The sequence below is a fragment of the Brucella sp. LJL56 genome, assembly GCF_054871705.1.
This window is the reverse complement of the sequence record NZ_JBTXLQ010000006.1, coordinates 123,212-137,862: the sequence shown is the minus strand read 5'-3', so window position 1 is coordinate 137,862 and position 14,651 is coordinate 123,212. Positions and strand designations below refer to the sequence as shown.

Genomic DNA, 14,651 nt, shown 5'->3' with positions numbered 1-14,651 from the left:
TTTTTATCGAAGCTATAGAGAATATTTATGGTTTCTCCATCCTGGGACCTTGGCAGTCTTGGCGTTTTCGAAGCGGTGGGACGATTGGAAAATCTGACCCTTGCAGCGCGCGAACTCGGCATGACGCAACCGGCGGTCAGCTATCAGATAAAGCGCATCGAGGAGCGCCTGGGCGTTGCATTGTTCGCCCGGCGGGCGCGTGGCGTCGAGATATTGCCGGAGGGCCGCATTCTTTATGAGGCCGTGCGCTCCGGTCTCGATGGAATCGAGGAGGCCGTGCAGCAGATAAAACGCCGCCAGCGCGCGCCGGGACTGCGGATCGCGACCGACTATGGCTTCGCGACGTTCTGGCTGATGCCGCGCGTCGCGCAGTTTCGCCCCAAACATCCGGAGGTGGATGTCCGCATCACGGCATCATCCATGCTTCAGCCGCTCGACCGTCGTGACGCTGATATTTCGATCCTGTTCGGCGGTCGGGAGGATTTTCCGAAGGATGCCATCGCCTTCATCGGCGAAAAGGTAGTGCCGGTCTGTTCCCCGGCCTATCTTGCTGCGCATGGTCCGTTTCCGGATGGGAAACGGCTCGGTGCGGCCTCGCTGCTGCATCTCGATACACTGCAGGGCGATCGCTGGTTCACGTGGCAGTCATGGCTCGGTGCTATCGGTGAGGACATTGAGGACGGCAATTACGGGCTGGTCTTCAACACCTATAATCTGGTGATCGAGGCAGCCATTGCCGATCAGGGTGTGGCGCTCGGCTGGGCAGGGCTGATCGACGGGGCCGTGCAGCGCGGACAGCTTGTCCATGCCTGCGAGGTGTCGCAGACAAGCGACAAGGGGTATTGGCTGATTTTCAATCCGGATATTTCCGCCGAGGCGCGCAAGCTCGCGCTGGGATTGCTGCAAGCAGCAGACGGAAGCTGATACTTCAATAGACAAGCTAATTTAGTAAAGTTGATCGCAATCAATGAAATCCGGCCCGGATATGGGTTGATGGGGCAGGCGCGTGTTCCATATCGCTTGTGGGATGCGTTGCGTTGTCATTCACCAATCACGCAGGAAAGGATGAATCATGTCGGCAAGCGGTAAGGTTGCTCTTGTTACGGGCGCGGCACAGGGCATTGGGCGCGGCATTGCGTTGCGGCTGGCCAGGGACGGTTTCGATATCGCACTGGTCGACCTGAAGGCCGACAAGCTTGATGCGGTCAAGCAGGAAGTCGAAGCGCTGGGTCGCAAGGCATCCACTTTTTCCGCAGATGTCAGCAAGCGTGACGATGTTTACGCCGCGATTGACCATGCAGAGAAGACGCTTGGCGGTTTCGATGTCATCGTCAACAATGCCGGTATTGCGCAAGTTCAGCCAATCGCCGACGTCAAGCCTGAAGAAGTCGAACGGATTTTCCGCATCAATGTCGATGGCGTTCTGTGGGGCATTCAGGCGGCTGCGGCCAAGTTCAAGGCGCGCAAGCAGAAGGGCAAGATCATCAATGCCTCTTCCATTGCGGGCCACGACGGATTTGCGATGCTGGGCGTCTATTCCGCGACCAAATTCGCCGTGCGCGCGCTGACCCAGGCTGCGGCCAAGGAATATGCGAGCGCCGGGATCACGGTGAACGCCTATTGCCCCGGCATTGTCGGCACCGATATGTGGGTTGAGATCGACGAGCGTTTCTCGGAAATCACCGGTGCGCCGAAAGGTGAGACCTACAAGAAATATGTGGAAGGGATCGCGCTTGGCCGCGCCCAGACGCCGGACGATGTGGCGGCACTTGTGTCGTTTCTTTCCAGTCCGGATTCCGACTACATCACCGGTCAGGCCATCCTGACGGATGGCGGTATCGTCTATCGCTGATTGTTCCGGTCCCGCACCTTTCGGGGTGCGGGACATCCGGCGTTTACGCTGTTTCGCCTTGTGCTAAACTACCCTTCTTTGAGAGGAAGGGCTGACCATGACACGTCTGACGGCGAAGGATTTCCCGCAAGAACTTCTCGAACTTTATGATTTCTACGCCCATGGCCGGATAACCAAACGCGAGTTTCTGGACCGGGCCGCGAAATTTGCGGTCGGCACCATGACGGCAACAACCATACTGGCATCGCTCAGTCCCGATTATGCGATGGCGCAGCAGGTCGAATTCACCGATCCCGATATCCATCCCGAATACATCACTTATCCCTCACCGGAAGGAAATGGTGAGGTCCGTGCTTATCTGGTGCGGCCGGCCAAGCTGCAGGGCAAGCTGCCAGCCGTCGTGGTGGTGCATGAAAATCGGGGTCTCAATCCCTATATCGAAGACGTTGCCCGCCGCGTTGCAAAGGCAGGTTTCATTGCGCTTGCGCCTGATGGCCTCACTTCGGTTGGTGGTTATCCGGGCAATGACGACAAGGGCCGCGAATTGCAGCAGCAGGTCGATCCGACCAAGCTGATGAACGACTTCTTTGCGGCGGTCGATTTCATGATGAAAAGTGATCTGACAACCGGAAAAGTTGGCATTACCGGCTTCTGCTATGGCGGTGGTGTTGCCAATGCGGCGGCGGCTGCCTTTCCAGAGTTGGCAGCAGCCGTACCCTTTTATGGCAGGCAAGCCCCGGCGGATGAAGTGCCGCGCATCAAAGCGCCTATCCTGTTGCACTATGCCGAACTCGACACGCGCATTAATGAAGGCTGGCCCGCCTATGAGGAGGCTTTGAAAAAGAACGGCAAGACTTACGAGGCTTACATCTATCCGGGCGTCAATCACGGCTTCCATAACGATTCCACACCGCGTTACGACGAAGCGGCGGCGAAGCTCGCATGGGATCGAACCATCGAATGGTTCAAGCGCTATCTGGCCTGAAGTCAGGCCTTGGCCTTTAACGACTTGAAGATGTTGACGGCTATCACCACGACAATGCCGATCAGGACGGCAAGCACGGCCTGCAGGAAAGATGTGGCGACCCATTCGAAGGCGGCTGAAAACCGGGTGCCTTCGGTTGGCAGGTGCGAGACGATGGAATGGATGAAGGCTTCAACGCTGTGGATGCCGATTGAATCCAGTCCATGAACGATGATGCTGCCGCCGACCCAGAGCATGGCGATGGTGCCGACAGTGCTTAGAACCTTCAATATGATGGGCATGCCCGCAACCAGCCCCTTGCCGAGCTGCCTGCCAAAAGCCGTATGGCTGTTGCGCACAAGCGCAACGCCCATATCATCGAGCTTCACGATGATACCGACCACGCCATAAACGGCGAAGGTGATCAATATGCCAACGGCGGCGAGGATGGCCGCCTGCGTATAGATGCTTGACGGGGCAAGTCCCGCCAGCGTCAGCGCCATGATTTCGGCAGACAGGATGAAGTCCGTGCGGATCGCACCGTTGACGGTCGTTTGCTCGATCTCCTTAGGCGTCGCGCCCTTGCTCTCCTCATGTTCCTCTTCCTTGTGCGGGATGAAGAACTCCACCAGTTTTTCGGTCCCTTCGAAGGCCAGGTAAACACCGCCGATCATCAAAAGCGGCATGATGAAAGAGGGGGCGAAATAGCCGAGAATGAGCGCCAGCGGCAGCAGGAAGATGAGCTTGTTGCGCAGCGACCCTTTGGTGATTTTCCAGATGACCGGCAGCTCCCGCTCCGGCTTCAGCCCTACGACATATTTCGGCGTGACGGCTGTATCGTCGATGACGATGCCTGCCGCCTTGGCGCTGGCCTTTGCCGTCTGTCCTGCAACGTCATCAAGCGAGGCTGCCGCCATTTTCGCGATGGCTGCCACATCATCGAGAAGTGCGAACAAGCCGGACGCCATGGGGAACCTTTCTATGTTGCTGTTGCAGGTAGCTAAACTTTGAATGGGCACTACGTCTAGATAGAAATATTCATTCCCTGTGACTGTATCTGGAATCGATACAATCTGTGCATGATTGTCAATATTTCAAAGATCATGCCGATGGTTATATTGACGGTAACACAACAGGAGAGATCGCCATGCTTAATCAGATCAAGGGCCTCCACCACGTTACCTCGCTTGCCGCCGATGCGCGTTCCAACAACCGGTTCTTCACAGATGTACTGGGACTGCGCCGCGTCAAGAAGACGGTCAATTTCGATGAACCGAGTGTCTATCATCTCTATTATGGTGATGAAGTGGGTACGCCCGGCACCGTCATGACCTATTTCCCGTTTCCCGGCATGCCGCGCGGGCGCGACGGTACAGGTGAAGTGGGGACCACGGTTTTTGCCGTACCGCAAGGTTCACTCGGTTTCTGGAAGGATCGCTTCGAACAGTCCGCCGTCAAGGTTGAATCCGAAGACGAGGCGTTCGGTGAAAAGCGTATCCATATCCGTGGGCCGGACGGTGATAGCTTTGCCCTGGTTGAAGTGAAGGACGACCCGCGTGCGCCGTGGGCGCATGAAGGGATCGATGCAGACCACGCCATCCGTGGCTTTCACTCGGTCTCGATGCGGCTTCGCGATGAAGGTGCGACAGCCGAACTGCTGAAATATATGGGCTACCAAAAGGTTGATGTGAAAGATGGCATCAGCCGTCTCATCATGCCGGAAGGCAATGGTGCGGGCGTCATCGATCTGGAAACTCTGCCTGCTGTCGGTCGCAACCAGCAGGGCGCCGGTTCCGTGCATCACGTGGCATTCGCCGTCGAAAATCGCGAGAAGCAGTTGGAAGTGCGCAAGGCGCTGATGGATACAGGCTATCACGTCACGCCGGTCATCGACCGCGATTACTTCTGGGCAATCTACTTCCGCACGCCAGGCGGTGTGCTGTTCGAGGTGGCCACCAATGAACCCGGTTTCAACCGTGACGAGGATACGGCCCATCTTGGCGAAGCGCTGAAGCTGCCAGAACAGCACCAGCATCTGCGCGGCTATCTCGAAGAGCATCTGGACAAGATCTGAAGACGTCGGGACAGGAGATCAAACATGACCATCCAAACCTATGAGCACCGGCTGAAGGCCGGTGCGAGCCGGGCACCGCTCTTCATCGTGTTTCACGGCACCGGCGGCGACGAGAACCAGTTTTTCGGCTTGGCGGAACAGCTTTTGCCGGATGCGACCATCGTATCGCCGCGTGGTGACGTTTCGGAATTTGGTGCTGCACGCTTCTTCCGCCGCACGGGCGAGGGCGTCTACGATATGGAAGACCTTGCTCGCGCCACCGACAAGATGGCCGGTTTCATTGCTAGGCTTGTGGCTGAGTACAGTCCGTCCGAAGTGATCGGGCTCGGCTATTCGAATGGCGCCAACATCATGGCGAACCTGCTGATCGAGAAAGGCAGAGTGTTCGACAAGGCAGCACTTCTGCATCCGCTGGTGCCGTTCAGGCCCAAGGACAATCCGGCGCTCGAAGGCGCGAAAATTCTGATGACTGCCGGGCGGATGGACCCGATCTGTCCTCCGGATCAGACAGAAGCGCTTGCACATTATTTCGAGCGCCAGAAAGCCGATGTCCAGCTTGTCTGGCATCCGGGCGCTCACGAATTGCGCCAGACGGAACTGACCGCCGTTCAGTCATTTCTCCAAAATTAAGCTCAAAGCCGCCGTTTAGTTTTGAATGGCGGCTTTTTAAATCTGATCCCCTTGCAAAAATCAATATATATTATACTTAATTGTATATTGATGATGAGGTGACGATATGGATTTGATTTCGGGCGGCGCGCCCGTCCATGAAAACAAGATGACGCGGGCGGAAATGGAGGGGCGGGCAACCGAAGTTGCCGAACTCCTCAAGACGCTGTCGCATCCGGCACGCCTCATGCTGGCTTGTACCCTTGCGGAACGGGAATATTCGGTCGGAGCGCTGGAGGAAGCGCTTGGCATTCACCAGCCAACGCTGTCGCAGCAGTTGGGCGTGCTGCGTGAAGCAGGCATCGTGGAAACCCGTCGCGAAGCGAAGCAGATTTTCTATCGACTGACGGAAGCCAAGGCCGCACAACTGATCGAGGCACTCTACGGCATTTTCTGCGCACCGGAGGCCCGGTCATGATCGCAACTTATCTGCAATCGCTGGCGGGCGGCATGCTGCTTGGCCTTTCCGCAGTCCTGCTTCTCGTGTTCAACGGACGCATCGCCGGTATCAGCGGCATTGTCGGGTGGCTTCTGGGTGGCAAACAGATACCGGCCAATGCGGTCTTTGTCATCGGCCTCGTTCTCGGACCGGTTATCTATGCAGCGATTTACGGTTCCTTTCCACCGGTGACGATGGCCATGTCATGGCCTGTTATCGTTGTTGCAGGGCTTCTGGTCGGTATCGGCACCCGCATGGGGTCGGGCTGCACATCCGGCCACGGCATTCTTGGTATGGCGCGGTTTTCCAAGCGTTCGATAGCCGCAACGCTCACCTTTCTCTTAACCGGCATTCTGGTGGCCAGCATTTCGGGAGCATTGCTATGAAACAGTCGGCATATGCGCGTCTCGCCATGACGCTACTTGCAGGTGCGATTTTCGGCTTCGGACTGTCTCTATCCGGCATGATCGATCCGTCGCGCGTGACGGGCTTCCTGAATGTTACCAGCGGCCATTGGGACCCGAGCCTTGCCTTCGTGCTGGGCGGCGCTCTCCTGGTGGCTATCCCCGGCGTAATGCTGCAGCGGCGCATGGTGCGGCCCGTGCTGGACCAGTCTTTCCATCTGCCGGAAAAGACCGAAATCGACCGGCGGCTGATTATAGGTTCTGCCATCTTCGGCGCGGGCTGGGGACTGGCGGGGTTCTGTCCCGGTCCTGTCGTGTCCGCACTTTCCATGGGGCTGCCGCAGGTCTGGCTGTTTGTTGCGATGATGGTTATGGGAATGATTTTCCACGATCGTATTATGACGAAGTCTTCATAGGAAAAACATTCCGGTTAGCGAAATTCCGGACAAATGACAGCAGAAGCATTCAAATCTTGAACTCTTTGGTCAAATTACCCTTTTAATAGGGAGATGAATGAGTTAGGCACCCTGTGAATAATCTCGAGGGAGCCCCGCCATGGCTGGATTGCTGAAACGCTTTGCCGGATATTATCGTCCGCATCGCGGGCTGTTCGCGCTGGATTTTTCCAGTGCGGTGGCATCTGGCTTGCTTGAGCTTGCCTTTCCGGTCGCGGTTACGCTTTTCATCGACAAGCTGCTGCCGACGGGTCAGCTTGGCGTGATCGCCGTTGCTGCGGTCGGTCTGCTCGCCATTTATGTCGTCAATGCCTTCCTGCAGGTCATCGTGACCTATTGGGGGCATATGCTCGGGATCAAGATCGAGACCGAGATGCGCCGCAAGGCCTTCGATCACCTGCAGAAACTCTCTTTTGGCTTCTTCGACAATCAGAAGACGGGCCATCTTGTGGCGCGGCTGACCAAGGATCTGGAAGAGATCGGCGAAGTGGCGCATCACGGACCCGAAGATGTCTTCATTGCGATCATGACCCTGATCGGCGCGTTCATCTTGATGCTGTGGGTGCATGAACCTCTGGCGCTGATCACTGCGTTCATCGTTCCGCTGTCGGCCTATGTTACCACCCGCTACGGTGGGCGCATGACGCACACCTGGCATGCGCTTTACCGGCGTGTTGGCGATTTCAATGCCCGGATCGAGGAAAATGTCGGCGGCATCCGCGTCGTTCAGGCCTTTACGAACGAAGATCACGAACGCCAGCTTTTCGCGGAGAGCAACGACAAATATCTGACCACCAAACTCGCCGCCTATAAGATCATGGCGGCATCGATGTCGCTGTCCTATCTGTCGATGCGCTTCGTGCAGGTCGTGGTGATGCTGGCAGGTGCATGGTTCGTGGTGCGCGGCGAACTGACGGCTGGCGGGTTTGTCGGCTTCCTGCTGCTGGTCAATGTGTTCTTCCGCCCGATTGAAAAGATCAATTCGGTCATCGAAACCTATCCCAAGGGGATTGCCGGTTTTCAGCGTTATACGGAGTTTCTCGACACGCGCCCAGATATTGCAGACCGCTCCGATGCGCAGACCGTTGCCCGTCTGACCGGCGACATTGAATATCGCGATGTGAGCTTTGGCTACAGTGTCGAGCGCCCCATTGTCGATGGTCTCGATATTTCCATTCATGCTGGTGAAACGATTGCCTTCGTTGGTCCTTCCGGTGCGGGTAAGACGACGATCTGCTCGCTGCTGCCGCGCTTCTATGATGTGACGCAGGGCGCGATTCTTGCCGACGGTATCGACATTCGCGACATGACCCTGAAGTCTCTGCGGTCGAATATCGGCATCGTCAGTCAGGATGTGTTCCTGTTCGCCGGAACGATCCGGGAAAACATCGCCTATGGCCGTCTTGATGCGACCGACGCGGAAATCATCGAGGCTGCGCGCCGCGCGCGACTTGATGGCGTGATCGCCAATCTGCCGGAAGGTTACGACACGGTTATCGGTGAACGTGGCGTGAAGCTTTCCGGCGGGCAGAAGCAGCGCATGGCCATTGCGCGCATCTTCCTGAAGAACCCGCCTATCCTAATCCTCGATGAAGCGACTTCCGCGCTCGATACGGAAACCGAACGCGCCATCCAGCAATCGCTCGCGGAGCTTTCGCAGGGACGCACGACGCTGGTGATCGCCCATCGCCTTGCAACCATCGTCAATGCCGACCGCATTCTGGTGGTGGAAGGCGGGCGAATTGCCGAACAGGGCAGTCATGCCGAGCTGCTGGCCATGAAGGACGGACGCTACAAGCGCCTGCATATTGCACAGGCCAGTCTGGATCAGGGGCATTATTCAGCGGCGGAATAGGCCGATTTCATATCAGATACGCTTAGTAGAGGCGGCCTTTGGCCGTCTTTTTTTGTTGTCTGTCATGGGTGAAAAAATCATTTGATATCTGATGTATCAGATATTGACATATCAGTTTCGCTGTTTCAGGATCGTCGTGTTAATTCCGTGACAAACAGGTGTTGCCTTGGGTGATAACGTTTCCCCCCTTTCTCCGATCAAGGTGAAGAGCCTCAGAGACCATGTGCATGACAATCTGCGGGAGGCGATTATTTCCGGTCGGATCAAGTCCGGTGAAAAGCTGAACGAGAGGCAATTGGCATCCGATCTCGGTATCAGCACCAGCCCTTTGAAAGAGGCTCTGCGTCAACTGGAAGGGGAGGGGCTGGTCAGAACGGAGGCGCGTCGCGGGACATTTGTTTCGTTCAGTGCGCGGCAGGCTGAAGAGATGACACTCGCACGTGCAGCGCTGGAAAGCATCATTGCGCGGCAGGCGGCCAAGCATGGCGACGAGGAGGCGTTCGGCTTTCTTCGCGCAGTGATCGAGGAAATGCGGGCTGCGGTCGAGGCGGGCAATGTCGATCAGTTGATCGAACTGAACGAAAAGTTCCACGATGGCATCCATGAGGCATCGGGATGCGAATATCTGCGCCGGTTGCAGAATGCGCAGCGCATGTACGACCACGCCGCAAGGGTGACTGTCCTGTCACGCGAGGACGTGCGTCGCCAGTCATTCAATGAGCATGAAGCAATCATGCAGGCAATCACGGCGCGCAACGGCGATCTGGCCGAGCGCCTGATGCGCGAGCATATCGTGAAAGCGGGAGATACGCATATCGAACTGGTCTTCTGACCGGTATATTGGGAGGAAATAATGGATTTAGCTGGCTACCGCCGGGTCCTTCGGGGCATTTCCGGCGTCCATGCGACTGCCTATGACGCAAAGGGTGAGATCGATGCCGGACTGACGGGTAAAATCGTCGGACGCATCGCCGAAGCGGGTGTTCATAATATCGTCACTGGCGGGAATACCGGCGAATTCTACAGCCTCACTGAGGAAGAAGTCATTCGCCTGCAGGCGATTGCCATTGCGGCGGTCGATGGAAAAGCCGCTGTAACGGCTGCCGCCGGGCGTTCGGTGCGCGAGGCGATCAAAGTCGCGCAGGCGGCAGGCAAAGGCGGAGCCGATGGCGTGATGATCCATCATCCGCTCGATCCCTTCGCTGCGCCCCATGCGCAGGTGGACTATTTCATCGCAATTGCCGAAGCCATCGACCTGCCCATCGTCGCCTATATCCGGTCGGACCTGATCCCGCTCGATGAGATGGTGCGCCTTGCCACCCATCCGAAGGTCGCGGGCGTCAAGTTTGCATCGCAGAACACGATGCTTTTCTTCGAGTGCTGCCGGGCGACAAAGGGCATGGACGCGACCTGGATATGCGGTCTGGCGGAAAGCTGGGCGTTGCCATTCTATGCCCTTGGTGGGCGCGGGTTCACCTCGGGCCTCGTCAACGTCGCGCCGAAACGCTCGCTTGCTGTCTGGAATGCGCTGGAGGCAGGAGATTTCGCAAAAGCGCGGGCAGTGGTCGAGAGCATCGCCGATTTCGAGACCATGCGCACCAAATACCGCAACGGCGCCAATGTGACCGTTGTTAAGGAAGCATTGCAAATTCAGGGATTTGAGGTCGGCAAAGTACGACTTCCCGGATTGCCGCAGCTTGAAACGAATGACCGAGAGACGCTCCAGAAGATCGTTTCGGGCTGGGAGAGCGATGGCATCGTCTGACAAATGAAACCTGGGCGTCCTGACAGGGAGAAGAGGGGCGCACCGGAAAACCAAAAAGTGGAGGAGAACATGAGTAAGGGAATTTCACGCCGCACATTCATGGCGGGGGCCGGGATTGCGACCGGTATGGGTATCATGCTGCCGAAAGGTGCGTGGGCACAGTCGGCGAAACTGCCGTCTTCGCCGGTGGCGCTCAACGTCATCGATGCGGCAGGCAATCTGGCTCTGACCCAGCCGATTTTCGACAATTTCGCCGCCGAGCAAAAGGCGCTTGTTTCGCGCTTCACCTTCAATAAGGCACCGGCACCCGAACTGCCGGGGAAGATCAAGGCGCAGCAGCGCGCCAATCGGATCGATATCGATATGGTGATCGTCGGGCCTGATGCGCTTTCCGCAGGACTTGCCGACGATATATGGACCGACATTATTGCGCTGCCAGATAATGGTCTGCCGAAACTTCAGGATATCTATCTGGAACCCGCATGGCGCATGCAGGAAATGTCGAAGGGCAAGGGCGTCGTGGTGTCCTATTATCCATCCGGTCCCTTGCTTGAATTTCACCCCGACAAGGTGAAGACGCCGCCCAAGACCGCTGAAGAACTGCTGGCCTGGGCGAAGGAAAATCCAAACAAGTTCATCTATGCCCGCCCGGCCAATTCCGGTCCTGGGCGCACCTTCCTGATGGGGCTTCCCTATCTTCTGGGCGACAGCGATCCAAAGGACCCGGTCAAGGGCTGGGACAAGACCTGGGCCTATCTGAAGGAACTGCACAAGAATATCGAATATTACCCGGCAGGCACGGGCGCGCTCATGAAGGAACTGGGCGAGGGCACGCGCGACATGACGGTGACGACCACCGGCTGGGACATCAATCCGCGCGCGCTTGGCGTGGTGCCGAAGGAGATGGGTGTCAGCAAGCTGGAAGGCTTCCACTGGGTTTGCGATGCGCATTATTTCGCCATTCCCAAGGGCGTGTCCGAGGAAAAGATCGCGGTGTTGATGGAGTTCATTAAGTTCTCGCTCAAGCCCGACCAGCAGGCCTATTCCTACGATGCCGGCTATTTCTATCCGGGCCCTGCGGTGAAGGATGTCACCATCGAAATGGCGCCGAAGGAAAGCCAGAACATCATCGCGGAGTTTGGCCGTCCAGAATATGCCGACTGGATTGCCAATAATCCGATTGAGCTGCCGCTCGAACCGGAGGCGCTGGTCGCTGCATTCCGTCGCTGGGACGAAGACGTCGCCGCTGGCTGATTGACCAAGGCCGGGTGGGTGGCGAGCCGTGAACGGCTCGCCATTGGCCGCTGATGGTCGCCAATTCTAAATCATGGTGTTTGCGTCAATGTCCTTTCAAGAACTCCGGCTAGACCGGATGAGCCGATCATTCGGAACTTTCAACGCGCTGAGGGAAATCAACCTCACCATCCGGAAAGGCGAGTTCATCGCGCTTCTCGGCCCTTCCGGCTGCGGAAAATCGACGGCTCTCAATTGCATTGCCGGTCTTCTTGGTACGACGGCTGGTGGTATCTTTATCGATAATCGTCGTGTGGACCAGCTAAAGCCGGAAGATCGCGGTTTCGGTATGGTCTTCCAGAATTATGCGCTGTTTCCGCATATGAATGTTCTGCAGAATGTCGGTTTTGGCCTCAAGATGCGCGGTCTGGCAAAAAGCGAGATCGAAAAACGTGCGCGGGCCGCATTGGCTCTGGTGCGCCTGCAGGGACAGGAAGATAAGTTGCCCGGACAGCTTTCCGGTGGCCAGCAGCAGCGCGTGGCGATTGCCCGCGCCATCGTCATCGAACCGCCGGTGGTTCTCATGGACGAGCCGCTTTCCAATCTCGACGCGAAGCTGCGTCTTGAGATGCGGGCCGAAATCCGCCGCATTCATAACCAGCTCGGCTCCACGACGATCTATGTGACCCACGATCAGGACGAAGCCCTGTCGCTCGCCGACCGCATCGTGGTCCTGCGCGATGGTGAAATCCGCCAGGTCGGCAAGCCCCACGAACTTTATGAAGAGCCGCGCTATCGCGATGTCGCCGCTTTCATGGGGTTTCGCAACGCCCTGCCAGGCAAGATTGTGCGTATCGAGAACGGGCAGGCCATTATTTCAGTCGCGGGAAGCGAACTCGCTGGCCGTGCGATGGATGAACTTAAGCCGGGCGGCGATGCCGTGCTGATGGCGCGCGGCGATGATGTCGTGTCGGGTTCAGGCCACCGCAACGATCTGCAGGCGACCGTCGAAACCATCGAATATCGCGGGCGCGAATATGTTGGCACGGCCCGCACCGAAACCGGGATGGAGCTCGTCTTCCACGGGCCGCAGGGCGTGGAGCCCGGCAGTCGCATTGTACTGGGCGTCGATGCTGGCCATGCGCTGGTTTTCCCGGCGGAGGGCTGACCAATGGCGGTAGAAACTTATGCAGATGCGCCGCTCAAGTCCGGCTTGCGGCCCGGTTTGCGACAACGCCTCGCCAATCGCGGCTTCGACGGCGTTACCCTTCTGATCCTGCCCGCGCTGCTTTTTGTGGTGGGCGTCTTCATCTATCCGTTTCTTTACGGGTTGGTTCTGTCGTTCAATCCGCTCGATGGCGGCGGGGCGCTGGCCAATTACCGCAAGTTCTTCTCCGATCCCTATCTCTACAAGACCATCGGCGCGACGCTGTGGCTGGCGGTTCCCGTCACCATCATCAGTGTGCTTTTCGCGGTTCCCATTGCCATGCGCGTGCGCCTGATGCCGCGCCAGCGCCTGCTGACGACGATCCTCGTTCTGCCGGTGACGCTTGGTACTGTTTTGATAGCGGAAGGTCTGCTGAACTATCTGGGGCCGCAGGGCTGGTTCAGCCGTACGCTCATTACCATCGGCCTGATCGACAGCCCGTTGAAGCTCACCAACAATTACTGGGGTGTCTTTGCGTCGCTGGTCATCACGGTGTTTCCGTTCACCTTTCTGCTGACGCTTTCCTACATAACCGGCATCGATCCGGCGCTTGAACGCGCCGCCGCCACCCACGGCGCCAATAGCTGGCAGCGCTTCCGCCATGTCATGCTGCCCCTGCTGGTGCCGGGACTGGTCGTCGCGGCCTGCCTCACCTTCGTGCAGGCCTTTGCCGTGTTTCCATCTGCCGTCCTGTTGGGCGCGCCATCCGGGCCGACGCGCGTGATCTCGATTGCCGCAGCGCAGGCGGCCTTCGAGCAATATGACGACTCCATGGCTTCATCCATCGCCATGATCATGGCAGCGGTGCAATTGCTCGTGGTCGGTGCGCTTCTGGGCGTGCGTTCGCTCTTCTATCGCGGTTCCACCGCCGGCGGAAAAGGATAGGTCATGATCCGCGATACTTCCATCCTTTCCAAGCTCTGGATCACGCTCGTCTGGCTTGTGACCGGGTTCTTCGTGCTGAATGTTCTGGCGGTCATCACGGCTGTGGTGGTTTCGAGTTTCGGCACGCGCTGGCTCGGCACATGGCTGCCGGATGCTTTTACCACACGCTGGTATGCGGCGGCCTGGGCTGAATTCCAGCTTGATCAGGTGCTTCTGGTCACGTTTCAGGTCGTCTTTGCGGTGGTGATCCTGTCGGGTATCCTGGGGGTGACGGCAGCTTATGCCATGGCGCGCCGCGATTTTCCGGGCAAGAAGCTTGTGCTTCTGATCTTCCTGCTGCCGCTTCTGGTGCCGCCGATAACCTTCGGCATTCCGCTGGCGACCGTGCTTTACAAGTTCGGCGTGGGTGGCACGTTCTGGGGCGTCGTTCTCGCCAATCTCGTGCCGACAGTCCCCTTCGTCATTCTGGTGATGATCCCCTTCATCGAGCAGATCGACCCGAAGGTCGAGGCTGCGGCGCGCGTGTTCGGGGCAGGCACGTTCAAGCTCTTCATCCATGTGCTTCTGCCAATGCTGATGCCGGGCGTACTCGCGGCCATGCTTCTGGTTCTGGTGCGCACGGTCGCGATGTTTGAACTGACCTTCCTGACCGCAGGGCCGACGTCGCAGACGCTCGTGGTTGCGCTTTATTACTCGGTGTTTGCTGCCGGGGTTCGCTCCGTCCAGTCCATCGACGCCATGGCGGTCATTTACATGGTCACCTCGCTGGTGTGGCTGCTTCTGGCACTGCGCTTCGTCAATCCGACGCAGATCGTTGCGCGCAACCGTCAACCGTCCGCGCATTGAGGC

Annotated in this window: 16 protein-coding genes; 15 read left to right on the top strand and 1 reads right to left on the bottom strand. The window is 57.8% G+C overall.

Annotation, left to right across the window (positions count from 1 at the left end; genetic code table 11):
* The first annotated feature begins 27 nt into the window (after nt 1–27).
* From ACYSN1_RS16850 to yghX, 3 genes are all read left to right on the top strand, one after another.
* Entirely contained in the window at nt 28–924 is an 897-nt protein-coding gene (locus tag ACYSN1_RS16850; RefSeq protein ID WP_461726745.1) for a LysR substrate-binding domain-containing protein, read from the top strand.
* 148 nt (nt 925–1,072) lie between these two features.
* Nucleotides 1,073–1,852: an acetoin reductase gene (locus tag ACYSN1_RS16845; protein WP_461726744.1), complete on the top strand. Its 780-nt coding sequence runs from the start codon at nt 1,073–1,075 to the stop codon at nt 1,850–1,852.
* 97 nt (nt 1,853–1,949) lie between these two features.
* The gene (yghX, locus tag ACYSN1_RS16840) at nt 1,950–2,837 is read left to right on the top strand and encodes a YghX family hydrolase (RefSeq protein WP_461726743.1); all 888 of its coding nucleotides are present in this window, start codon (nt 1,950–1,952) and stop codon (nt 2,835–2,837) included.
* 2 nt (nt 2,838–2,839) lie between these two features.
* On the opposite strand, the gene ACYSN1_RS16835 is transcribed toward yghX, so the two are convergent.
* The gene (locus ACYSN1_RS16835; RefSeq protein ID WP_461726742.1) at nt 2,840–3,784 is read right to left on the bottom strand and encodes a DUF808 domain-containing protein; all 945 of its coding nucleotides are present in this window, start codon (nt 3,782–3,784) and stop codon (nt 2,840–2,842) included.
* A gap of 179 nt (nt 3,785–3,963) precedes the next feature.
* On the opposite strand from ACYSN1_RS16835, the gene ACYSN1_RS16830 reads away from it, so the two are divergent.
* The 12 genes from ACYSN1_RS16830 to ACYSN1_RS16775 all read left to right on the top strand — a co-directional run bounded on the left by ACYSN1_RS16830 (nt 3,964) and on the right by ACYSN1_RS16775 (nt 14,648).
* Nucleotides 3,964–4,890 (top strand): VOC family protein, encoded by a 927-nt coding sequence (locus tag ACYSN1_RS16830; RefSeq protein WP_461726741.1) that lies wholly within the window; start codon nt 3,964–3,966, stop codon nt 4,888–4,890.
* A 24-nt stretch (nt 4,891–4,914) separates the two neighbouring features.
* Nucleotides 4,915–5,520 carry an alpha/beta hydrolase gene (locus ACYSN1_RS16825; RefSeq protein WP_461726740.1) on the top strand — a complete coding sequence of 202 codons (606 nt, stop codon included), beginning with the start codon at nt 4,915–4,917 and terminating at the stop codon, nt 5,518–5,520.
* A gap of 106 nt (nt 5,521–5,626) precedes the next feature.
* Complete coding sequence (gene bigR, locus ACYSN1_RS16820; protein WP_461726739.1) at nt 5,627–5,977, top strand: sulfite-sensing transcriptional repressor BigR; 351 nt, start codon at nt 5,627–5,629, stop codon at nt 5,975–5,977.
* The gene (locus tag ACYSN1_RS16815) at nt 5,974–6,384 is read left to right on the top strand and encodes a YeeE/YedE family protein (RefSeq protein WP_461726738.1); all 411 of its coding nucleotides are present in this window, start codon (nt 5,974–5,976) and stop codon (nt 6,382–6,384) included. Before bigR ends, ACYSN1_RS16815 begins: the two co-directional genes overlap by 4 nt.
* Nucleotides 6,381–6,818, top strand: a complete 438-nt coding sequence (locus tag ACYSN1_RS16810; RefSeq protein WP_461726737.1) for a DUF6691 family protein — start codon at nt 6,381–6,383, stop codon at nt 6,816–6,818. The genes ACYSN1_RS16815 and ACYSN1_RS16810 overlap by 4 nt, the downstream gene beginning before the upstream one ends.
* 139 nt (nt 6,819–6,957) lie before the next feature.
* Nucleotides 6,958–8,712, top strand: a complete 1,755-nt coding sequence (locus ACYSN1_RS16805) for an ABC transporter ATP-binding protein (protein WP_461726736.1) — start codon at nt 6,958–6,960, stop codon at nt 8,710–8,712.
* 223 nt (nt 8,713–8,935) lie between these two features.
* Nucleotides 8,936–9,544, top strand: coding sequence for a GntR family transcriptional regulator (locus ACYSN1_RS16800; protein WP_140021238.1), 609 nt, complete (start codon nt 8,936–8,938; stop codon nt 9,542–9,544).
* A gap of 21 nt (nt 9,545–9,565) precedes the next feature.
* Nucleotides 9,566–10,477, top strand: coding sequence for a dihydrodipicolinate synthase family protein (locus ACYSN1_RS16795; protein ID WP_461726735.1), 912 nt, complete (start codon nt 9,566–9,568; stop codon nt 10,475–10,477).
* 99 nt (nt 10,478–10,576) lie between these two features.
* Complete coding sequence (locus ACYSN1_RS16790; protein ID WP_461726795.1) at nt 10,577–11,731, top strand: extracellular solute-binding protein; 1,155 nt, start codon at nt 10,577–10,579, stop codon at nt 11,729–11,731.
* A 73-nt stretch (nt 11,732–11,804) separates the two neighbouring features.
* Nucleotides 11,805–12,878, top strand: a complete 1,074-nt coding sequence (locus tag ACYSN1_RS16785; protein WP_461726734.1) for an ABC transporter ATP-binding protein — start codon at nt 11,805–11,807, stop codon at nt 12,876–12,878.
* Nucleotides 12,879–12,881: 3 nt separating this feature from the next.
* A complete protein-coding gene (locus tag ACYSN1_RS16780; RefSeq protein ID WP_109987468.1) occupies nt 12,882–13,802 on the top strand; it encodes an ABC transporter permease in 921 nt (306 codons plus the stop codon).
* Nucleotides 13,803–13,805: 3 nt separating this feature from the next.
* Entirely contained in the window at nt 13,806–14,648 is an 843-nt protein-coding gene (locus ACYSN1_RS16775; RefSeq protein WP_012092772.1) for an ABC transporter permease, read from the top strand.
* Nucleotides 14,649–14,651 lie beyond the last annotated feature (3 nt).